Source organism: Halorubrum sp. F4 (genome assembly GCF_027257195.1).
Taxonomy (GTDB): domain Archaea; phylum Halobacteriota; class Halobacteria; order Halobacteriales; family Haloferacaceae; genus Halorubrum.
On sequence record NZ_JAPDFS010000002.1, the window covers coordinates 342,704 to 358,725 of the forward strand.

The 16,022-nt window shown below is 68.4% G+C and carries 19 protein-coding genes; 11 read left to right on the top strand and 8 right to left on the bottom strand.

Annotation, left to right across the window (positions count from 1 at the left end; genetic code table 11):
* Nucleotides 1-31 precede the first annotated feature (31 nt).
* Nucleotides 32-1,411, top strand: a complete 1,380-nt coding sequence (locus tag OKW78_RS06475) for a hemolysin family protein (protein ID WP_281194387.1) — start codon at nucleotides 32-34, stop codon at nucleotides 1,409-1,411.
* Nucleotides 1,412-1,453: 42 nt separating this feature from the next.
* On the opposite strand, the gene OKW78_RS06480 is transcribed toward OKW78_RS06475, so the two are convergent.
* Nucleotides 1,454-2,185, bottom strand: a complete 732-nt coding sequence (locus OKW78_RS06480; RefSeq protein ID WP_122106913.1) for a DUF5781 family protein — start codon at nucleotides 2,183-2,185, stop codon at nucleotides 1,454-1,456.
* Between the two features lie 103 nt (nucleotides 2,186-2,288).
* Here OKW78_RS06480 and OKW78_RS06485 point away from each other — a divergent pair, with 103 nt between their 5' ends.
* Entirely contained in the window at nucleotides 2,289-3,323 is a 1,035-nt protein-coding gene (locus OKW78_RS06485; RefSeq protein ID WP_281194388.1) for a hypothetical protein, read from the top strand.
* A gap of 18 nt (nucleotides 3,324-3,341) precedes the next feature.
* On the opposite strand, the gene OKW78_RS06490 is transcribed toward OKW78_RS06485, so the two are convergent.
* Nucleotides 3,342-4,064: a queuosine precursor transporter gene (locus tag OKW78_RS06490; RefSeq protein ID WP_281194389.1), complete on the bottom strand. Its 723-nt coding sequence runs from the start codon at nucleotides 4,062-4,064 to the stop codon at nucleotides 3,342-3,344.
* Nucleotides 4,057-4,245 (bottom strand): type II toxin-antitoxin system ParD family antitoxin, encoded by a 189-nt coding sequence (locus tag OKW78_RS06495; RefSeq protein ID WP_122106911.1) that lies wholly within the window; start codon nucleotides 4,243-4,245, stop codon nucleotides 4,057-4,059. Before OKW78_RS06495 ends, OKW78_RS06490 begins: the two co-directional genes overlap by 8 nt.
* 312 nt (nucleotides 4,246-4,557) lie before the next feature.
* On the opposite strand from OKW78_RS06495, the gene OKW78_RS06500 reads away from it, so the two are divergent.
* The 4 genes from OKW78_RS06500 to OKW78_RS06515 all read left to right on the top strand — a co-directional run bounded on the left by OKW78_RS06500 (nucleotide 4,558) and on the right by OKW78_RS06515 (nucleotide 7,443).
* Nucleotides 4,558-5,148 (top strand): 50S ribosomal protein L15e, encoded by a 591-nt coding sequence (locus OKW78_RS06500; protein WP_122106910.1) that lies wholly within the window; start codon nucleotides 4,558-4,560, stop codon nucleotides 5,146-5,148.
* 542 nt (nucleotides 5,149-5,690) lie between these two features.
* A complete protein-coding gene (locus OKW78_RS06505) occupies nucleotides 5,691-6,503 on the top strand; it encodes a molybdopterin-synthase adenylyltransferase MoeB (protein ID WP_281194390.1) in 813 nt (270 codons plus the stop codon).
* A gap of 287 nt (nucleotides 6,504-6,790) precedes the next feature.
* Complete coding sequence (locus OKW78_RS06510; protein ID WP_122104514.1) at nucleotides 6,791-7,096, top strand: DUF433 domain-containing protein; 306 nt, start codon at nucleotides 6,791-6,793, stop codon at nucleotides 7,094-7,096.
* A gap of 2 nt (nucleotides 7,097-7,098) precedes the next feature.
* A complete protein-coding gene (locus tag OKW78_RS06515) occupies nucleotides 7,099-7,443 on the top strand; it encodes a DUF5615 family PIN-like protein (protein WP_122104513.1) in 345 nt (114 codons plus the stop codon).
* A gap of 156 nt (nucleotides 7,444-7,599) precedes the next feature.
* On the opposite strand, the gene OKW78_RS06520 is transcribed toward OKW78_RS06515, so the two are convergent.
* Nucleotides 7,600-8,673 carry an aldo/keto reductase gene (locus OKW78_RS06520; RefSeq protein WP_281194391.1) on the bottom strand — a complete coding sequence of 358 codons (1,074 nt, stop codon included), beginning with the start codon at nucleotides 8,671-8,673 and terminating at the stop codon, nucleotides 7,600-7,602.
* 148 nt (nucleotides 8,674-8,821) lie between these two features.
* On the opposite strand from OKW78_RS06520, the gene OKW78_RS06525 reads away from it, so the two are divergent.
* The 4 genes from OKW78_RS06525 to OKW78_RS06540 all read left to right on the top strand — a co-directional run bounded on the left by OKW78_RS06525 (nucleotide 8,822) and on the right by OKW78_RS06540 (nucleotide 11,799).
* Nucleotides 8,822-9,733 (top strand): acyltransferase, encoded by a 912-nt coding sequence (locus tag OKW78_RS06525; protein WP_281194392.1) that lies wholly within the window; start codon nucleotides 8,822-8,824, stop codon nucleotides 9,731-9,733.
* A 30-nt stretch (nucleotides 9,734-9,763) separates the two neighbouring features.
* A complete protein-coding gene (locus OKW78_RS06530; protein WP_281194393.1) occupies nucleotides 9,764-10,555 on the top strand; it encodes a hypothetical protein in 792 nt (263 codons plus the stop codon).
* A 129-nt stretch (nucleotides 10,556-10,684) separates the two neighbouring features.
* Complete coding sequence (locus OKW78_RS06535) at nucleotides 10,685-11,377, top strand: haloacid dehalogenase type II (protein ID WP_281194394.1); 693 nt, start codon at nucleotides 10,685-10,687, stop codon at nucleotides 11,375-11,377.
* A gap of 125 nt (nucleotides 11,378-11,502) precedes the next feature.
* Nucleotides 11,503-11,799 (top strand): hypothetical protein, encoded by a 297-nt coding sequence (locus OKW78_RS06540; protein WP_281194395.1) that lies wholly within the window; start codon nucleotides 11,503-11,505, stop codon nucleotides 11,797-11,799.
* Between the two features lie 73 nt (nucleotides 11,800-11,872).
* On the opposite strand, the gene hisS is transcribed toward OKW78_RS06540, so the two are convergent.
* The 4 genes from hisS to OKW78_RS06560 form a co-directional block, all read right to left on the bottom strand.
* Nucleotides 11,873-13,195: a histidine--tRNA ligase gene (gene hisS / locus OKW78_RS06545; RefSeq protein WP_281194396.1), complete on the bottom strand. Its 1,323-nt coding sequence runs from the start codon at nucleotides 13,193-13,195 to the stop codon at nucleotides 11,873-11,875.
* A 102-nt stretch (nucleotides 13,196-13,297) separates the two neighbouring features.
* Nucleotides 13,298-13,753, bottom strand: coding sequence for a ferritin-like domain-containing protein (locus OKW78_RS06550; protein ID WP_281194397.1), 456 nt, complete (start codon nucleotides 13,751-13,753; stop codon nucleotides 13,298-13,300).
* A gap of 67 nt (nucleotides 13,754-13,820) precedes the next feature.
* Nucleotides 13,821-14,414 (bottom strand): asparagine synthase-related protein, encoded by a 594-nt coding sequence (locus OKW78_RS06555; RefSeq protein WP_281194398.1) that lies wholly within the window; start codon nucleotides 14,412-14,414, stop codon nucleotides 13,821-13,823.
* Nucleotides 14,415-14,768 (bottom strand): DNA-binding protein, encoded by a 354-nt coding sequence (locus OKW78_RS06560; RefSeq protein ID WP_122104505.1) that lies wholly within the window; start codon nucleotides 14,766-14,768, stop codon nucleotides 14,415-14,417. It abuts the gene before it with no gap.
* A 135-nt stretch (nucleotides 14,769-14,903) separates the two neighbouring features.
* Between OKW78_RS06560 and OKW78_RS06565 the strand changes: the two genes are divergently transcribed.
* Nucleotides 14,904-16,010, top strand: a complete 1,107-nt coding sequence (locus OKW78_RS06565; protein ID WP_281194399.1) for a 60S ribosomal export protein NMD3 — start codon at nucleotides 14,904-14,906, stop codon at nucleotides 16,008-16,010.
* Nucleotides 16,011-16,022: the final 12 nt, after the last annotated feature.

Here is a 16,022-nt window from a genome sequence, read left to right on the forward strand (position 1 = left end):
TTAACTACGTGCCCCCAGAAGAAAAACGAGAATGGGCTTGTCGTCAACCGTACTGACAGCCGGCCTGCTACAGGTGCCGGTACCGGGACAGAACACCGTGACCCTCCTCGGGGTCCTCGCGATCATCCTTCTGATCGCCCTCTCGGGGTTCTTCTCCTCGTCGGAGATCGCGATGTTTTCGCTGCCGCAACACCGCGTCGACAGCCTCGTCGACGAGGGCGTTCCGGGGGCGAAGACGATCCGCAGCATGAAGGAGAACCCCCACCGGCTGTTGGTGACCATCCTCGTCGGGAACAACATCGTCAACGTGGCGATGACCTCAATCGCGACCGCGCTGTTCGGGATCTACCTCTCGCGGGGGCAGGCCGTGCTGGCGACGACGTTCGGCATTACGACGCTGGTGTTGGTCTTCGGCGAGAGCGCCCCGAAGTCCTACGCGGTCGAGAACACCGAGTCGTGGGCGCTCCGGATCGCCCGCCCGCTGAAGTTCTCGGAGTACGCGCTGTACCCGCTCGTCGTCGTCTTCGATCGCATCGTTCAGGCGATCAACACGGTGATCGGGGGCTCGGCGGCCATCGAGTCGACGTACGTCACGCGCGACGAGATACAGGACATCATCGAGACGGGCGAACAGGAGGGCGTCATCGAGGAGGAGGAACGCGAGATGCTCGACCGCATCTTCCGGTTCAACAACACCATCGCCAAGGAGGTGATGACGCCCCGCCTCGACGTCACCGCCGTCGCGAAGCAGGCGACCGTCGAGGAGGCGATCCAGAAGTGCGTCCACGCCGACCACGAGCGCGTCCCCGTCTACGACGGCAACCTCGACAACATCGTCGGCATCATCAGCGTCCGCGACCTGGTCCGCGAGCTGCACTACTCCGAGGGCGAGCCCTCCCTCGAGCGGGTGGTCAAGCCCACCCTTCACGTCCCCGAGTCGAAGAACGCCGACGAGCTGTTGGCGGAGATGCAGGACAACCGCCTCCAGATGGTGATCGTGATCGACGAGTTCGGAACGACGGAGGGGATCATCACCCTGGAGGACATGGTCGAGGAGATCGTCGGCGACATCCTGGAGGGCGACGAGCCCGAGCCGATCGAGTTCCTCGAGGAGAACGTCGCGTTCGTGCAGGGAGAGGTCAACATCGACGAGGTCAACGAGATGCTCGGCATCGACCTCCCGGAGGGCGAGGAGTTCGAGACGCTCGCCGGATTCGTGTTCAACCGCGCGGGTCGGCTCGTCGAGGAGGGCGAACAGATCGAGTTCGACGGCATCCGGATCCGCATCGAGCGCGTCGACAACACCCGGATCATGAAGGCGCGCGTCACCGTCCTCGACGAGGCCGAGGCGGCCCCCGACGAGCCCGCCGACGCCGACCCGGAGGGGCTCCCGGTCGACGAGCCGGAGTGACCGGCCCGTCGAGATTCTCGCCGACGTATCCAGCACCTCCGTTCACACCGCGTACGCTCGCGCGGCCGAGACGAGCGCCTTCCGATACGCGCTTTCAGTGGGATCGGGCCCGAGATCGAGGAACCGCCGCTTGAATCCCTCGACGTCGACGTCCGCGGCGTCGCTCCCGGCTGCACGCGCGAGGTCGTACAGGCGGTGGCTCGGCTCGGCGAGGTCGTGTCGCTCGACCAGCGCCAGCGCGAACGCCGCGTTCACCGCGGTGATGTCGGGGTCGGCCCCGGCAGTCACCGGCGGCGACCCGGCCCGGTTCGGGTCCGGCCGGTCCGCGACGGCGGCCGCCAGCGTCGACTCGAGGAACCCGACCAGTTTGTCGGCGGGCGCGACCGAGAGCGTGATGTCGTCGGCGTAGATGTCCTTCATGTGGTTCGCGATCTGATAGCAGTGCGCGAGTTTGCGCCGCTCGACGGTCTCGCCCGCGAGCCCGAGGTACAGCGCCTCCTCGGTCGACTGGACGTGTGAGGCGTGGCCCTCCTCGTACCGGGCCATGTGCGAGAGCTCGTGAACCGCGAGCTCGCGGGCCATCGCGCTCGTGGCGGCGCGTCGGGAGACGTTGAGGACGTGGTGGTCGGCGTAGTGACCGGCCCACGTCCGCTCGTCGGGGTCGTCTCGAACCTTGACGTAGACGGGATCCTCGAGCGAGAACTCGGTTTCGAACAGGTCGGCGGCGCCGAGAAACGGGTCGGGGGGAACGTCCCCCTGTACGCGGAGATCCATGCGTATTCTTACCACGCTCTCGGTCGATAAGTCTCTTGCGCCGCCCGCATCGTCGCCGCTCTGGCCGTCCACGTTTATGTACTGTCGAGCGGTACCACTACGCATGAACGCGTACGCGGCCTACCCCGACGGCCTCCGCGTCGTCGACACGGACACGGGACGCGTCGAGAACCGTCTCGACGGGCGTCGCGTGGAGTGCGTGGCGGTCCACCGGGACGTCCCCGAGCGCGTGTTCGCGGGAACGTTCGACGACGGCCTGTACCGCTCGGTCGACGCGGGCGAGTCGTTCGAGCGGATCGCTGCCGATACGCTCGGGCCGGACGGAACCGGCCCGGACGCGGTCACCGCGCTCTCGGTCAGCCCGCACGACCCGGCGGAGGCGTGGGCCGGGACCGAGCCCTCACGACTGTACCGGACGGCCGACGGCGGCACGTCGATCGAGCGCGTCCCCGGGCTGACCGACGTTCCCTCCGCGTCGGAGTGGTCGTTCCCGCCCCGTCCGGACACCCATCACGTCCGGTGGATCGAACCCTGTCCCGACGACCCGGAGCGGTGGTACGTCGGGATCGAGGCCGGGGCGCTCGTCGTCACGTCCGACGGCGGCGACACGTGGACCGATCGACCGCCCGGATCGCGACGTGACACCCACACGATCGCGACCCACCCGGCCGCCCCGGATCGGGTGTACGTCGCCGCTGGCGACGGCTACGCCGAGAGCGACGACCGAGGGGAGTCCTTCGAGGTCGTCGGCGACGGCCTCGATCACGGCTACGTCTGGGGGCTCGCCGTCGATCCCGGCGACCCCGACCGCGTTCTCGCCAGCGCCGCCAGCGGCGCGAACGCCGCCCACCGACGGGGCGATGCCTACCTGTATCGGCGGCAGGTGGGAGAACGCGAGGCGGCAGGGATCGAGGGGGACGAAAACGCGAACGCGGCAGCCTGGGAACGGCTCGACGACCGGGGCGTCCCGACCGGCGAGGGAACCTACCGGGCAGTTCTAGCTTCGGGAACCGACGACGGTGAAATATGGGTGCTCGCCGACCACGGACTCTATCGCACGACGGACGGCGGCGACCGGTTCGACCGCGTTTCGACCGCCCTCCCGGAGGCGGTCCCGCGGGCGCTCGCGGTCGCGTGAGTCCCCGCAATGGAGTTGCTACTCCCGGACCGCGCCGACGACGAGGTAGACGAACGGCGTGTCAAGCACGGCGATCAGCAGCTTGAGGAGGTACTGGCCGGCGATCAGCGCGCCGACTGCCCCTAACGGCAGGGCGTTCCCGACGCCGAGGAGGGTCGGGGCGACGAGGAACGCGACCGACACGAAGATCACCGTGTCTATCGCCTGGCTCGTCGCGGTCGACGCGAGGTTTCGAAGCCAGAGGTGATCGACTCCCGTCCGGTCGCGGATCGCGTGAAAGAGCACGACGTCGACGTTCTGGCTGACGACGTACGCCAGCAGGCTGCCGGCGACGACGTTGGTCGTCGGCCCGAGCGCGATGCCGAAGGCCTCGGCGACCTCGGGGTCGACGCCCGGCGCGGCGAGCGTCGACCACACCAACGCGAGCACGACGAAGTTCATCGCGAACCCCACGTTGACGACGACCTGGGCCGTCCGGCGGCCGTACAGTTCGGCCAGACAGTCGGACGCGAAGAAGGTGACGGCGTACGCGAGCGCCGCACCGGGAAGGAGTATCTGGGGGCCGACCACCGGCAACGCGACCGGCAGCGAGAGCGCGAGCACCTTCGCGGCGGTGACCTGCGCGGTGGCGAGCGCGGTGACGAACAGCGCCACGAGCCCCACCGCCGCCACGGCCGGCCGGGAGAGCGGGTCGACCGCGAAGAGTCGCTCAGTTCCGGCGTCCGTCGATCCGTTACTCATCCGCGTCACCGTCGTCCTCCAGTCGACCGTGGCGCGCGTCGATCTCGTCGAGAGTGTCGAGCGTCTTGCGGATCGACGCCCGGACGGCGTCGCTTCGATTCACGAACTTCCCGTCGTCGCCGACGTGCTCGTCGAGGTCCGACAACAGCTCTCCGGGGATCTCGACGCTTATCTTGGGCATACTCGAGTATTCTCCGGAGAATATATAAAACGCTGACGAGTGCACGGTCGCCCCGTGATCCCGGCACACGCGAGTCGACCTCACCCCATCGTGGCGGGAGACGATCCTGTCCTACCGTGCGAGTCGTCGACACGCCCGCCACGGAGCGAAGCCCTTATGATCGAACGGGCGGAAGTGAGCGGTAACTCGCTGGTACGGACGTCCAGCGGGCACTCGCCGCCGGACGGGGGTTCGAACGCCGAACGCCCGCCCGGGACGAGACGACATGTGGCCGGGTTCCGGCCGAATCGCAAGCGTCCGTGGACATAAACGATGGCACGAAGCTTCTACTCACACATCAAGGACGCATGGCGGTCCCCCGACGAGGGGAAACTCGCGGAACTCCAGTGGCAGCGCAAACAGGACTGGCGCGACCAGGGCGCGATCGAGCGGATCGAGCGCCCCACCCGACTGGACAAGGCCCGCGAGCTGGGCTACAAGGCGAAACAGGGCGTGATCGTTGCCCGCGTGAGCGTCCGCAAGGGCGGCTCGCGCAAGCAGCGCCACAAGGCCGGCCGTCGCTCGAAGCGGCAGGGCGTCAACCGGCTCTCGCGGCGCAAGTCGATCCAGCGGATCGCGGAGGAGCGCGCCTCCCGGAAGTACCGCAACCTGCGCGTGCTCAACTCCTACTGGGTCGGCGAGGACGGCTCCCAGAAGTGGCACGAAGTGATCCTGGTCGATCCCGCTCACCCCGCGATCGAGAACGACGAGCAGCTCAACTGGATCTGCTCGGACGACCACAAGGGTCGCGCGTTCCGCGGACTCACCTCCGCCGGCACCAAGGGCCGCGGCCAGCGCAAACGCGGCAAGGGAACCGAGAAGACCCGCCCGTCGGTCACCGGAAACGACCGCCAGGGCAAGTAGAGTCGACGCGGATCGCTCCGCATCCGACACGACCGACTTCTCTCGTTTATCGACCGAACAGTGGTGACGCTGCCGGTCACCCCACCGACTCGATGCGGTGGCGTGCCTCCGAGCGCCCGGCAGGGCGCGAGGAGCCCGCGAGGGAGGCGGCCGGGCCGGCGCAGTTGCAGTGCGGTCCCGTGCCGGCCCGGCTGCCGAGAGGTTGGGGAGGTGTGAGGTGCGGTTGCGGTTCGGGTGGGACTCAAAGGGGCAGCCGCGAGGAGCGCGCAGGCGACGCAAGCAGAAAGGGACCGGAGGTCCCTCAAGCAGCCGGCGCAAAGCGCCGGCGACACCGCAGGGAGCGAGTGAAACGAGCGATCGAGGAGCACAGCGAGCGTGCGCGCTCCTCGCGGCTGGGGCTTTGGAGACGTTGTTCTCGGGAGTCACGTCATCAGATACGTATAGCCGAGCGACTGGGGCTTTGGAGAGGTTCTCTGCGGTCACGGTCCGCCGTCGGTACTGCCGGGAAAGCGGTTATACCGAAGCATCACCCACGTCCACGCATGAGCCTCTCCCTCGATTCCACGCAGCTCGACCGGTACTCCAGACACATCATCATGGAGGAGGTCGGCCCGGAGGGCCAGAAGCGACTCTTAGAGAGCAGCGCGCTCGTCCTCGGGGCCGGCGGGCTCGGCGCGCCCGTCATCCAGTACCTCGCGGCCGCCGGCGTCGGCACCCTCGGCATCGTCGACGACGACGTGGTCGAGCGTTCGAACCTCCAGCGGCAGGTTATCCACGGCGATAGCGACGTCGGCGAGCCCAAGGTCGAGTCGGCCGCGCGGTTCGTCGACCGGCTCAACCCCGACATCGAGGTGGAGACCCACGAGACGCGTCTCGACGTGGACAACGCCCGTGAGCTGATCGGTGGGTACGACGTCGTCGTCGACTGCGCGGACAACTTCCGGACGCGGTACGTCGTCAACGACGCCGCCCGGATCGAGGGGGTGCCGGTCGCGCACGGCGCGATCTACAAGTTCGAGGGGCAGGCGACGACGCTCGTCCCCGACGGGCCCTGCTACCGGTGTCTGTTCCCGGAGGCGCCCGAGCCGGGGACCGTCCCCGACTGTGCGACGACCGGGGTGCTCGGCGTGCTCCCCGGGACGCTCGGCTGTATCCAGGCGACGGAGGCGGTCAAGCTCCTGCTCGACACGGGCGAGCCGCTCGAGGGGCGGCTGTTGTTCTACGACGCGATGGACATGACCTTCGAGACCGTGCCCTACCAGCGGAACCCGGAGTGTCCGGTGTGTGGCGAGGGAGGGATCGAGACGATCGACGGGATCGACTACACGGGCGGCTGTCGGATCGACGCGGACTGAGCGGTTGCGAGGTGCGAGCGAAGCGAGCACCTCGAGACGTGAGACGACGTCGCGAACAGTGGGAAACGTTGGCTCCGATTCGCGTTGAGCGCTCTGTTGTGACCCTCGAAAGGCGACGGGTTCTGATCCGATTGCGGCCAGTACAAGTTGAGCTGTATCGGTTGCTACGTTTGTAGACCAACCAATACGAAAGTGGGTGGTGATCTTCGGCTGTATCCCACAAAGCACCTGCGGCTGACTCCCTGTCCCGGCAAAGACTGAAGACCACTGCATTGGTAGTATCCACCATGTCAAAGCAGATGACTACCGTCGTCTCAGGTGACGAGTCGGAGATTCACGACGAACCACACATTCGGGATCGACGAATCACCGTGAGTCACGTTCACGCGCTGGTCGAAGGGCGCGGCCTTGACGCGCAGACGGTTGCGGACCGCTTTGACCTCACCGCCTCGGAAGTCTACCACGCACTGGCGTACTATCACGACCACCCCGAAGAGATGCGGGCGGTCGAAGAACGCCGCGGAGAGCTTCACGAAGCCGCAGAGGAAGACCCGAGAATCATCACCGGGCCCGAAGACCTGCCGGACTCGTAGATATGCAGGTGTCGTTTCTGCTTGACGAGAACATCGCGGCACCACTGGCTGACAAACTCGACAAGGCAGGCCACGACGTAGAGCGTGTCGTCGACGTGAGCGAGTTAGGCGAGGGCGTCGACGACACCACGATTCGCCGGTACGCCGTCGAAGAGAATCGTCTCATCGTCACCAGCGACGACGACTTCGTCCGGATGCCGTCCGACTCGCACAGTGGCGTGTTTTACGTCCCCGATCAGTCGCTTTCCCCGCACGAACTCTATCACATTATCCAACGCATTATCGAAGCGTTCCCCAACCGAGAGGCGATGGATACAGTGACGTACGTTACTCCGGACTGGCTGTGAGTCACGAGCGAAGCGGGTGGGACGTGCGTCATCTGTACTGACCGCAGCGGAGACGAACATATCCCTCTCTAAGGACTTCAACAGAGCCATTCTGTAACAAAACAGACGAACCGAAAGAGCGCCCCGTTCCGGGGCCCGTCCGTCGTCCCGTCCGACTCAGTACGAGGCGGCGCGCTTGTCGAGGCCCGCGGCCGCGATGTCCTCGCCGTCGACGGAGGTCCGGAGCGCGTCCATCCCGTCGTCGCGGTCGATGTCGAAGTTCCGCGCGTACAGCTCCTCGAGCCGATCGTACTCGGCCTCGGAGATCGGGGCCACGTCGCTGGCGGCGCTCCACTCCGCGATGTCGTCGCCGTCGCGGAACGTGGGCGTCACCGAGGCGACCTCGTCGTGGGCCAGCAGCCAACGGATCGACGCCTGACTCAGGGTTCGGGTCCCCGCCGCGTGGTCGGGCTCCTCGAGGAAGCGGATCGCCTCGACCTTCTCCCAGCCGGCCTCGTACCACTCCGTCGGGCGGTGCGAGCGGTGGTCGCCGTCCTCGAGAACGGTGTCGGGCGTCACCTGCTCGTTGAGCAGCCCGGAGGAGTGCGGGACGCGCGCGATGACGGAAGTGTCGGACCCCGTCTCGCGGATCGTGTCGATGAAGTGGCGGCCGGGCTCCTGCTCGAAGAGGTTGAAGACGGTCTGGACCGCGTCGAACTCCTCGTACTCGACGGCGGCGTCGCCCTCCGCGAGCCAGCCGATGGAGGGACCCAGCGCCCAGCCGAGCGCCCGGACGCGCCCCTCCGATTTCCACTCGCGCAGGAGGTCGCGGACCTCGGGCGTGACCTCGTCGACGTTGGCGTTGTGTAACTGGAGGAGGTCGACGTAGTCCGTGTCGAGCCGGTCGAGCGAGGACTCGAGCGCCTCGCGGAGGTACGCCTCGTTCAGCTCCTTCGGGAGCTCGCCGTGGCCCGCCTGCGGGTTGTCGTAGAAGTCGTAGCCGATCTTCGTCGCCAGCGTGACCTCCTCGCGGCGGTCCGCGATCGCCTCCCCGACGATCCGCTCGGACTCGCCGTGGCCGTACACGTCGCCGGTGTCGACGTAGGTGACCCCCGCGTCGAGCGCGTCCCGAACCATTCCGACCGCCTGCTCGTCCGAGCGGTCGCCCCACCAGTCCGTCCCGACGACCCACGCGCCGAAGCCGATCTCCGACACCTCGACGCCGGAGGTCCCGAGTTCTCGGTGTTGCATACGCCGGCGTTGGGCGCGCGGGCACTTATCCGACGCGGTCGCCGCCGACCGGTGAGGATCGCCGCGGGAATTAATACGGCCCGGTCGCACGATGGCGTCCGGGTCGCACAACCGAACCCATTTGAGGATCCCGGCCGAACCATCGGCGATGACAAAGCGACACGTGTCCCTGCCGGACGACGCGGAGGCGTCGGTCCAGGGGTTCATCGACGAGGTGGACGACCGGCTCTCCTCGACGGAGGACACCTGCGACGTCGTTCGGGACACGCTGATCGACCTCCACGGCGACCGCGAGCGGTGGGAGGACTGGCAGGCGGGCGAGGACGTCTCGAAGGCCGAGCGCGTCCGACTCCAGGGATACGACCCGTGTAACGCCACGCTCGAGTCCGAGTATTACGCCGAAAAGGACGAGGAGACGTTCCAGCGGTCGAAACACCTCCAGTGGCTCTGGCGGCAGTTCGACGCCACGCCGATGGCCGACAACGTCGAGTTCGCGCTGCGGTTCCGGCGGATGCTCGGGAACCACCTGTTCGCGGAGTGCGGCGACGGCTGCCGCTTCTTCAAGGGGATCTCGTTCACCTACGGCCACAACATCGAGATCGGCGACAACGTCGTGATCCACGACGACGTCCACCTCGACGACCGCGGCAAGCTGACGATCGGCGACCGCGCGTCGATCTCCGACGGCGTCCACGTCTACAGCCACGACCACGACCTCGTCGACCAGACCGCGGTCCGGAACTTCCACACCGCCATCGGCGACGACGCCCGCGTCACCTACGACGCGATGGTGCGGGCCGGCTGTCGTATCGGAGAGAACAGCGTCGTCGGCGCGCGCGCGGTCGTCCAGGGCGACGTCCCGGCCCACCACGTCGCGGTCGGCACCCCCGCGCGCAGCATCCGCGTGAAGCCCGGCTGGGAGGACGCGGCCGAGGAGCTCGAGGACGGCCGGCTCCCCGACCGGAGCGACGAGCGCGAGATCGAGTACGAGCTTCCCGAGGACCTCGACCGCTTCGACGAGTTCCAGCGCGACCTTCGGTCGACGGGGACGCCGGAGTAAGCGTACCGAGTCGGATCCCCTCACTCGTCCGTGACCCGTGCCGTCGCCGTCAACGTCGCCGCCAACACCAACGAGCTCGGCTTCCGTGGACCGGTGTACCCCGACGGCTCGTTCGCGTACGTCCCGATCCCGGAGTCGGCCGCGACGCTCCCGCGCGAGCGGTTCCCGGTCGACGAGCCGCTCCCGACGTACGCCGACTGCGATCTCCCCTTCTCGCTTCCCGACTCGCTCCGGGATCGTCCGGTCCACATGGACCCGGAGTTCCCCGGCGTTCACGGTCGCGAACGCGCGACCTACGGCGATCCCTACGCGGTCAAGGCCGGGCCGATCGCCGACCTCGAACCGGGCGACTGGCTGCTGTTCTACGCGACGTTCACGCTCCGACCGGCCGGTTGGGACGGTCCGGATCCCGACGGCGGCGGTGGCGGTGGCGGCGGTGGCGATCGCGACTCGGCTGTCGTCGATGGAGCCCTGGTCGACGACGACCTCGCACCGGACTGGGGCGCGTACCTGTTCGCCGGGCTCCGGGTCGACCGCGTGCTCGGGACTCCCGACCGCGAGGCGGCCGCCGAGGGCGTCCCGACGAACGCCCATCTCAAACGCGACCCCTTCGACGCACGCGTCGTCGTCGCCGGCGACCCGGACGAGTCCGGGCTCTTCGACCGCGTGGTCCCCTTGAGCACACCGGCTACGGGCGCGGACGCGAACGACCTCGTGACCGAACTCTCGAGCGACTCCGGGAAGGGGCCCTGGTGGCGACGGCCCATGCGGTTCGACGAGTCCGCGACGGCGACGGTGCTGGACCGGATCCGGCGGGCGTGACCGGGCCGTCCTCATCGTCGTCGTCGTCTCCACCCCCTCATCTCCACTCCGCCGTCTCTACCCCGGCGTCATCCGACGCGGATCGCGGATACCCCGCGGTTTCTTTCCGGCCGGGATCCAAGCGACGGTATGGCAGCGATCTGTTTCGACATGTACGGCACGCTCTGTGACACGGCGAGCGTGACGCGGACGCTCCGCCGGGAGCTCGACGTCGCCGACTCGCTCGTCGACGCGGTGGAGTCGACCTGGCGCGCCAGACAGCTCCGGTACAGCTACCAGCTCGCGCTGATGGAGGCGTACCGACCCTTCTGGTCGGTGACGCGGGACGCGCTCGCGTTCGCGCTCGACCGGTACGACCTCGCGCCCGACGCGGAGACGAGAGAGCGGATCCTCGGCTCGTACGAGGAGTTGGAGCCGTTCCCGGGCGCAACTGACGCGCTCGAGACGCTCTCGTCGGCCGGCCACACCGTCGCCGTGCTCTCGAACGGGAACCCGGAGATGCTGTCGACGCTGGCGGCGAACGCGGGGCTCTCCGAGGCGCTCGACGCGCTCGTCAGTGCCGACGCCGCCGGCACGTACAAACCCGCCCCCGCGGTCTATGAGACCGCGGCCGCCGAACTCGACGAGCCGATCGGCGACTGCTGGCTCGTCTCCGGAAACGCCTGGGACGTCGCGGGCGCGGGGAGCGCGGGGATGGAGACGGTCTGGGTGAACCGGGCGAACGACCCGTTCGAACGGATCGGGACCGAGCCGACCGCGACCGTCGAGACGCTCGCGGCCGTTCCGGAGGCGGTCGCGGCCGCTCACGACGATCCGAGGTAACGATCGAGGCGAGACGGCGATCGAGGCGAGACGGCGGCCGGGTCGGGACTTCGACGGAACCGGAACGCCGGTCGGTTCGAACGAGTCCGCGAAACGCCCATTGTGATCGGCTCCCAAACCGGACCATGGCCGACCCGTCGGCGGCCGAACTCGCGTTTCGGCTGGTCGTAGCCGGAGTGTTGATAGTCGCGCCGACGCTCCTCTTTCTCAGCTTCTGGCGATTCCTCGTCTGGCTCCGGGACGACGCCCTCATCGATCGGCTGGCCGACCGCGGCGTCCTCGAGGAGGCGCGACACCCGTCGGCGGCGGACGTGCTCGCGACCGCGACCGTCTCGGAGACGGGCGTCCGCTGGTGTCCCGACTGTGACGCGCGAAACCTCCCGACCGCGGACCGGTGTCGCGAGTGCGGGGATCACCTGTGACGCGGACGATCGGGTGACGCGGAGGACCGGATGATGCGGAGGGCCGACTGACGCCGCGATCTCCCGCTGCCGACTACTCGTAGTCGTCGTAGGTGGGAAGACCCGACTCCGGCGGGAACTCCTCGACCGGTGCGGTCGTCTCGTCGCCGCTCTCCATGTCCTTCACGGTCACCTCGCCGTTCGCGAGGTCGCGCTCGCCGACGACGACCACGGTCTCCGCGTTGATCGAGTCGGCGTAGCCCAGTTGCGCGCCGAACGAGCGGTCCGAGACGTCGCTCTCGACCACGGCGTCGTCGTCGAGCGCCCGGAGGTCGCGAGCGATCTCGGCCGCCTTCCGGCGGGTGTCGCCGACGGAGAGGACGTAGTAGTCGGTCGAGAGCGCCTCGTCGGGCCAGACGCCGGCGCGCTGACACAGCAGCTTGAGCGTCGCGTGACCGGGCGCGACCCCGACCGCGGGGGTGGGCTGCCCGCCGAAGCTCTCGATCAGGTCGTCGTAGCGACCGCCGCCGAAGACGGAGCGGGAGACCTCGCCGGTGGAGTCGAAACACTCGAAGACGACGCCGGTGTAGTAGTCGAGCCCGCGGGCGGTCGTCAGGGATATCTCACAGAACTCGCCAGCGCCGAAGTCGTCGGCGGCGGCGAGCACGTTCCGGAGGTTCTCGACGGCGTCCTCGACCGCGTCGTCGCCCGCCGCCGCGACCGCGTCGAGGTCCTCGGGCGCGTCCACGTCCGTGATCAGGTCGTCGAACTCCCGGGCGGTCGCGCGGTCGAGCCCGGCGTCAGACAGCAGGCCGAAGTACTCCCCGTCGTCCACCTTCGCGCGCTTGTCGACCGCGCGGATCGCGGCCGTCGTGTCGACCCCGTCGGGGTCGTCGGCGAGCGCACGGACGAGCCCGCCGAGCACGTCGCGGTGGGAGACGCGGAACTCGAAGTCGTCGCCGGTGAGTCCGAGATCGGTGAGCGCGTCGGCGGCGACCGCGAGCACCTCGGCGTCGGCCTCCGGTGCGGACGAGCCGAAGACGTCGATGTTGGTCTGGTAGAACTCGCGGAATCGGCCCTGCTGGACCTGTTCGTAGCGCCAGAACGGGCGGGTGGAGACCCACTTGATCGGCTTCGAGAGTTCCTGGCCCTTCGCGACGACCATCCGGGCGACCGTCGGCGTGAGTTCGGGCGTGAGAGACACCTCGCGGCCGCCCTTGTCCTCGAAGGCGTACAGTTCGTCGACTATCTCCTCGCCGGACTTGTCGACGTACATCTCCGTCCGCTCGAGCGCGGGCGTTGCGACCTCGCGGAAGCCGTACCGCGCGGCCGCTCCCTCGATCGCGTCGGTCACCTCCCGGCGGGCCGACTGCTCCCCGGGGTAGAAGTCGCGAAACCCTTTGAGTCCCTCGTACATGGACGCGGGTTCGGCGAGCGCCCGCTTGAAACCATCCTTTCGGGAGCGCGTGGAAGCGGTGGAGGTGGTGGAAGCAGCGGAAGCGGTGACGGCGAGTCGGGGCTACTGGTTCCGGTATTCCTTCTGGAACCCGCGGAACTCGGTGCGGTGGGCCTCCTCGTCGGAGAGGAGCGTCACGGCGAGGTCCTCGGTCACGGGGTCGTTCGCCTCCTCGGCGGCGTCTATCAGGTCCCGGTAGGTGTCGATCGCCCCCTCCTCGGCCTCGAGCACGCCCTCGATGACGGCGAGCACGTCGGTGGAGTCCTCGGGCGGCTGAAGCGAGTCCTGACGGGCGGTGAACTCCGCGGACCCCGGCGGGCGCGCGTCGAGCTGTTTGAGCCGCTGGCCGAGCTCCTCGGCGTGGCCGAGCTCCTCCTGGACGTCCGTCTTGAGGCTCTCTTTGATCTCCTCGGCCCGCACGCCGTCGAGGACGATCGCGTTCGTCTGGTAGTTCATGACCGTCTCGATCTCGTCGGCGTACGCCTTTCGGAGCAGGTCGATGACGCGGTCGGATGCCATGTCTCCACGTACTCGTCCCGAACCGAAAGCCGTTCCGGCTCCGAGTACCGCCCGTTCGTCCGCCCACTCAGTCGTTCCGTCCGCGGACGTACGTCTGGTCGTGGTCCGGGAACACGTCCGCGACCGTCTCCTCGCCGTGTTCCTCCGCGATGAGTGCACGCAGTTCGTCCTCGTAGTCCGCCTTCGGCACCTCCTCGCTCGGGCCCTGCTCGACCTCGAAGGTCGCCTCGACGAGCCGGTCGACCGCGTGCCGCCCGAACCCCGAGAGCGGCGAGATGTAGTCGACGCCGTGGCGGTCCTCGAGGCTCTGTGCTTGCGCGCGAGAGACGGTCGGAACCCGGTCGTCCCGGCGACTCCCGTCGGCGATCGCGTCGACGTCGCGTTCGGCGATGGTCTCGAGGGCGTGCTCGTGGACCCGCTGGATCCCGTTGCGTGGGTAGCCGTCGGCGATCATGCGCTCCGCCGCCTCCTCGGCGACCGCGCGGTCGAGTTCGATCCGCTCGAACGGGAAGCCGATCTGTGCGGCCGCGCGCTCGGCGTGCTCCCAGTCGTCCGTGAGCCCGAAGCTCCCGGTCACACACCGGACGTCGTAAAAGCGGTCGAGCAGGGCGGCGGCGAGCGAGGAGTCCTTTCCCCCGCTGTACAGCAGCGCGAGCTCCATCTACCGCCGCCGGATGTCGAAGCTCTTCTGTTCGGGTTGGAGCTCCTTGAGCAGGTCACGCATCTGGTCCTCGTCGATACGTCCCTGGACGCGGCCGCTCTGTGCCAGCGACGCGACCTGCTGTTTGACCTTCTTGGCGAACTCCGGTTTCGACATCTCGACCGCGTTGAGCCGCTGGCGCGCGCCGTCGGTCAGGTACTGTTTGAGCACCGCCTCCTGTTGGGCCTCCGCGCGCTGTTGGGCCTCCTGTTGGGCCTCGGCGGCGTCGCCGCCCTCGCCCGCTCGGTCCTGCAGCTCCTGCATCTTCTTCTCGCGCAGTTCCTCGAGCCGTTCGTCGTCGGGGTTGCCGCTCATACACGCCCGTTCTCGGTCCGGGCGAAAAACGATTTCGGAGGATCGACCGCGTTCCGACGACCCGACGGTCCGTTCCCGTTCCGTGTCGACGTCCGGTTCGGGTCGCTTAAACGGCTCACCGCCGTATCCGCAGTCATGAGCGAGTCGCGGGAGTTCTGTCCCCGGTGTGGCGACGCCGTCCCCGAGCGTCGCGACCCTCTACCGGGCGATCCGACGGGGCGGGACGCGCTGTTGTGTGACGACTGCTACTTCGAGGACTTCGAACTGGTGGACGCGCCGGACCGGATCGAGGTGCTCGTCTGTTCGGGCTGCGGGGCGGTCCGCCGCGGGGAGTCCTGGCGGGACGTGGGTGCCCGCGACTACACCGACGTCGCGGTCGACGAGGTCGCGGAGGCGCTCGGCGTTCACGTCGCCGCCGAGGACGTCGAGTGGGGCGTCGAGCCCGAACAGGTCGACGAGAACACGGTCCGGATGCACTGCCGCTTCTCGGGCGTCGTTCGCGGAACGCTCCGTTCGTCGGAGGTCACCGTCCCCGTGAAGGTGTCACGGGGGACCTGCGACCGCTGCGGCCGGATCGCCGGCGGCTACTACGCCGGCGTGGTCCAGGTGCGCGCGGACGGTCGGGAGTTGACCGTCGAGGAGCGTGCCGAGGCGCTCGATATCGCCGAGTCGTACGTCGCCGACCAGGAGGCGAAGGGCGACCGCGAGGCGTTCATCACGGAGGTGAAGGAGACCGACGACGGCCCCGACGTGAAGGTCTCCTCGAACCGCCTCGCACAGAACGTCGCGACGCGGATCACGGAGGAACTGGGCGGGAGTTTCGAGTCGTACCCGACGCTCGTCACGGAGGACGGCGACGGCAACGAGGTGTACCGCGTGACGTTCGCGGTCCGGCTCCCGAGGTACGCGCCGGGCGAGATACTCGATCCCGAGGACGGCGACGGACCGGTGCTCGTCACCGGCGTCTCCGGCCGGATCCAGGGGATCCGGCTCGCCACCGGCGAGGAGTACGCCTCCGCGTTCGACGAGGGCGAGACGCCGGAGGCGACCCGGCTCGGGAGCCGGGAGGACGCCGCGGAGACGACCGTCGTGACCGTCGAGGACGACCGAGCGATCCAGGTGCTCGACCCGAAGACGTACGAGGCGCGGACGGTTCCGAATCCCGACTTCGTCGACGACGACGCCGATTCAGTACTCGCGTTCAAACACGGCGACGACGTTCACCTCGTCCCGCGCGAGTAGCGGCCGCGGTCG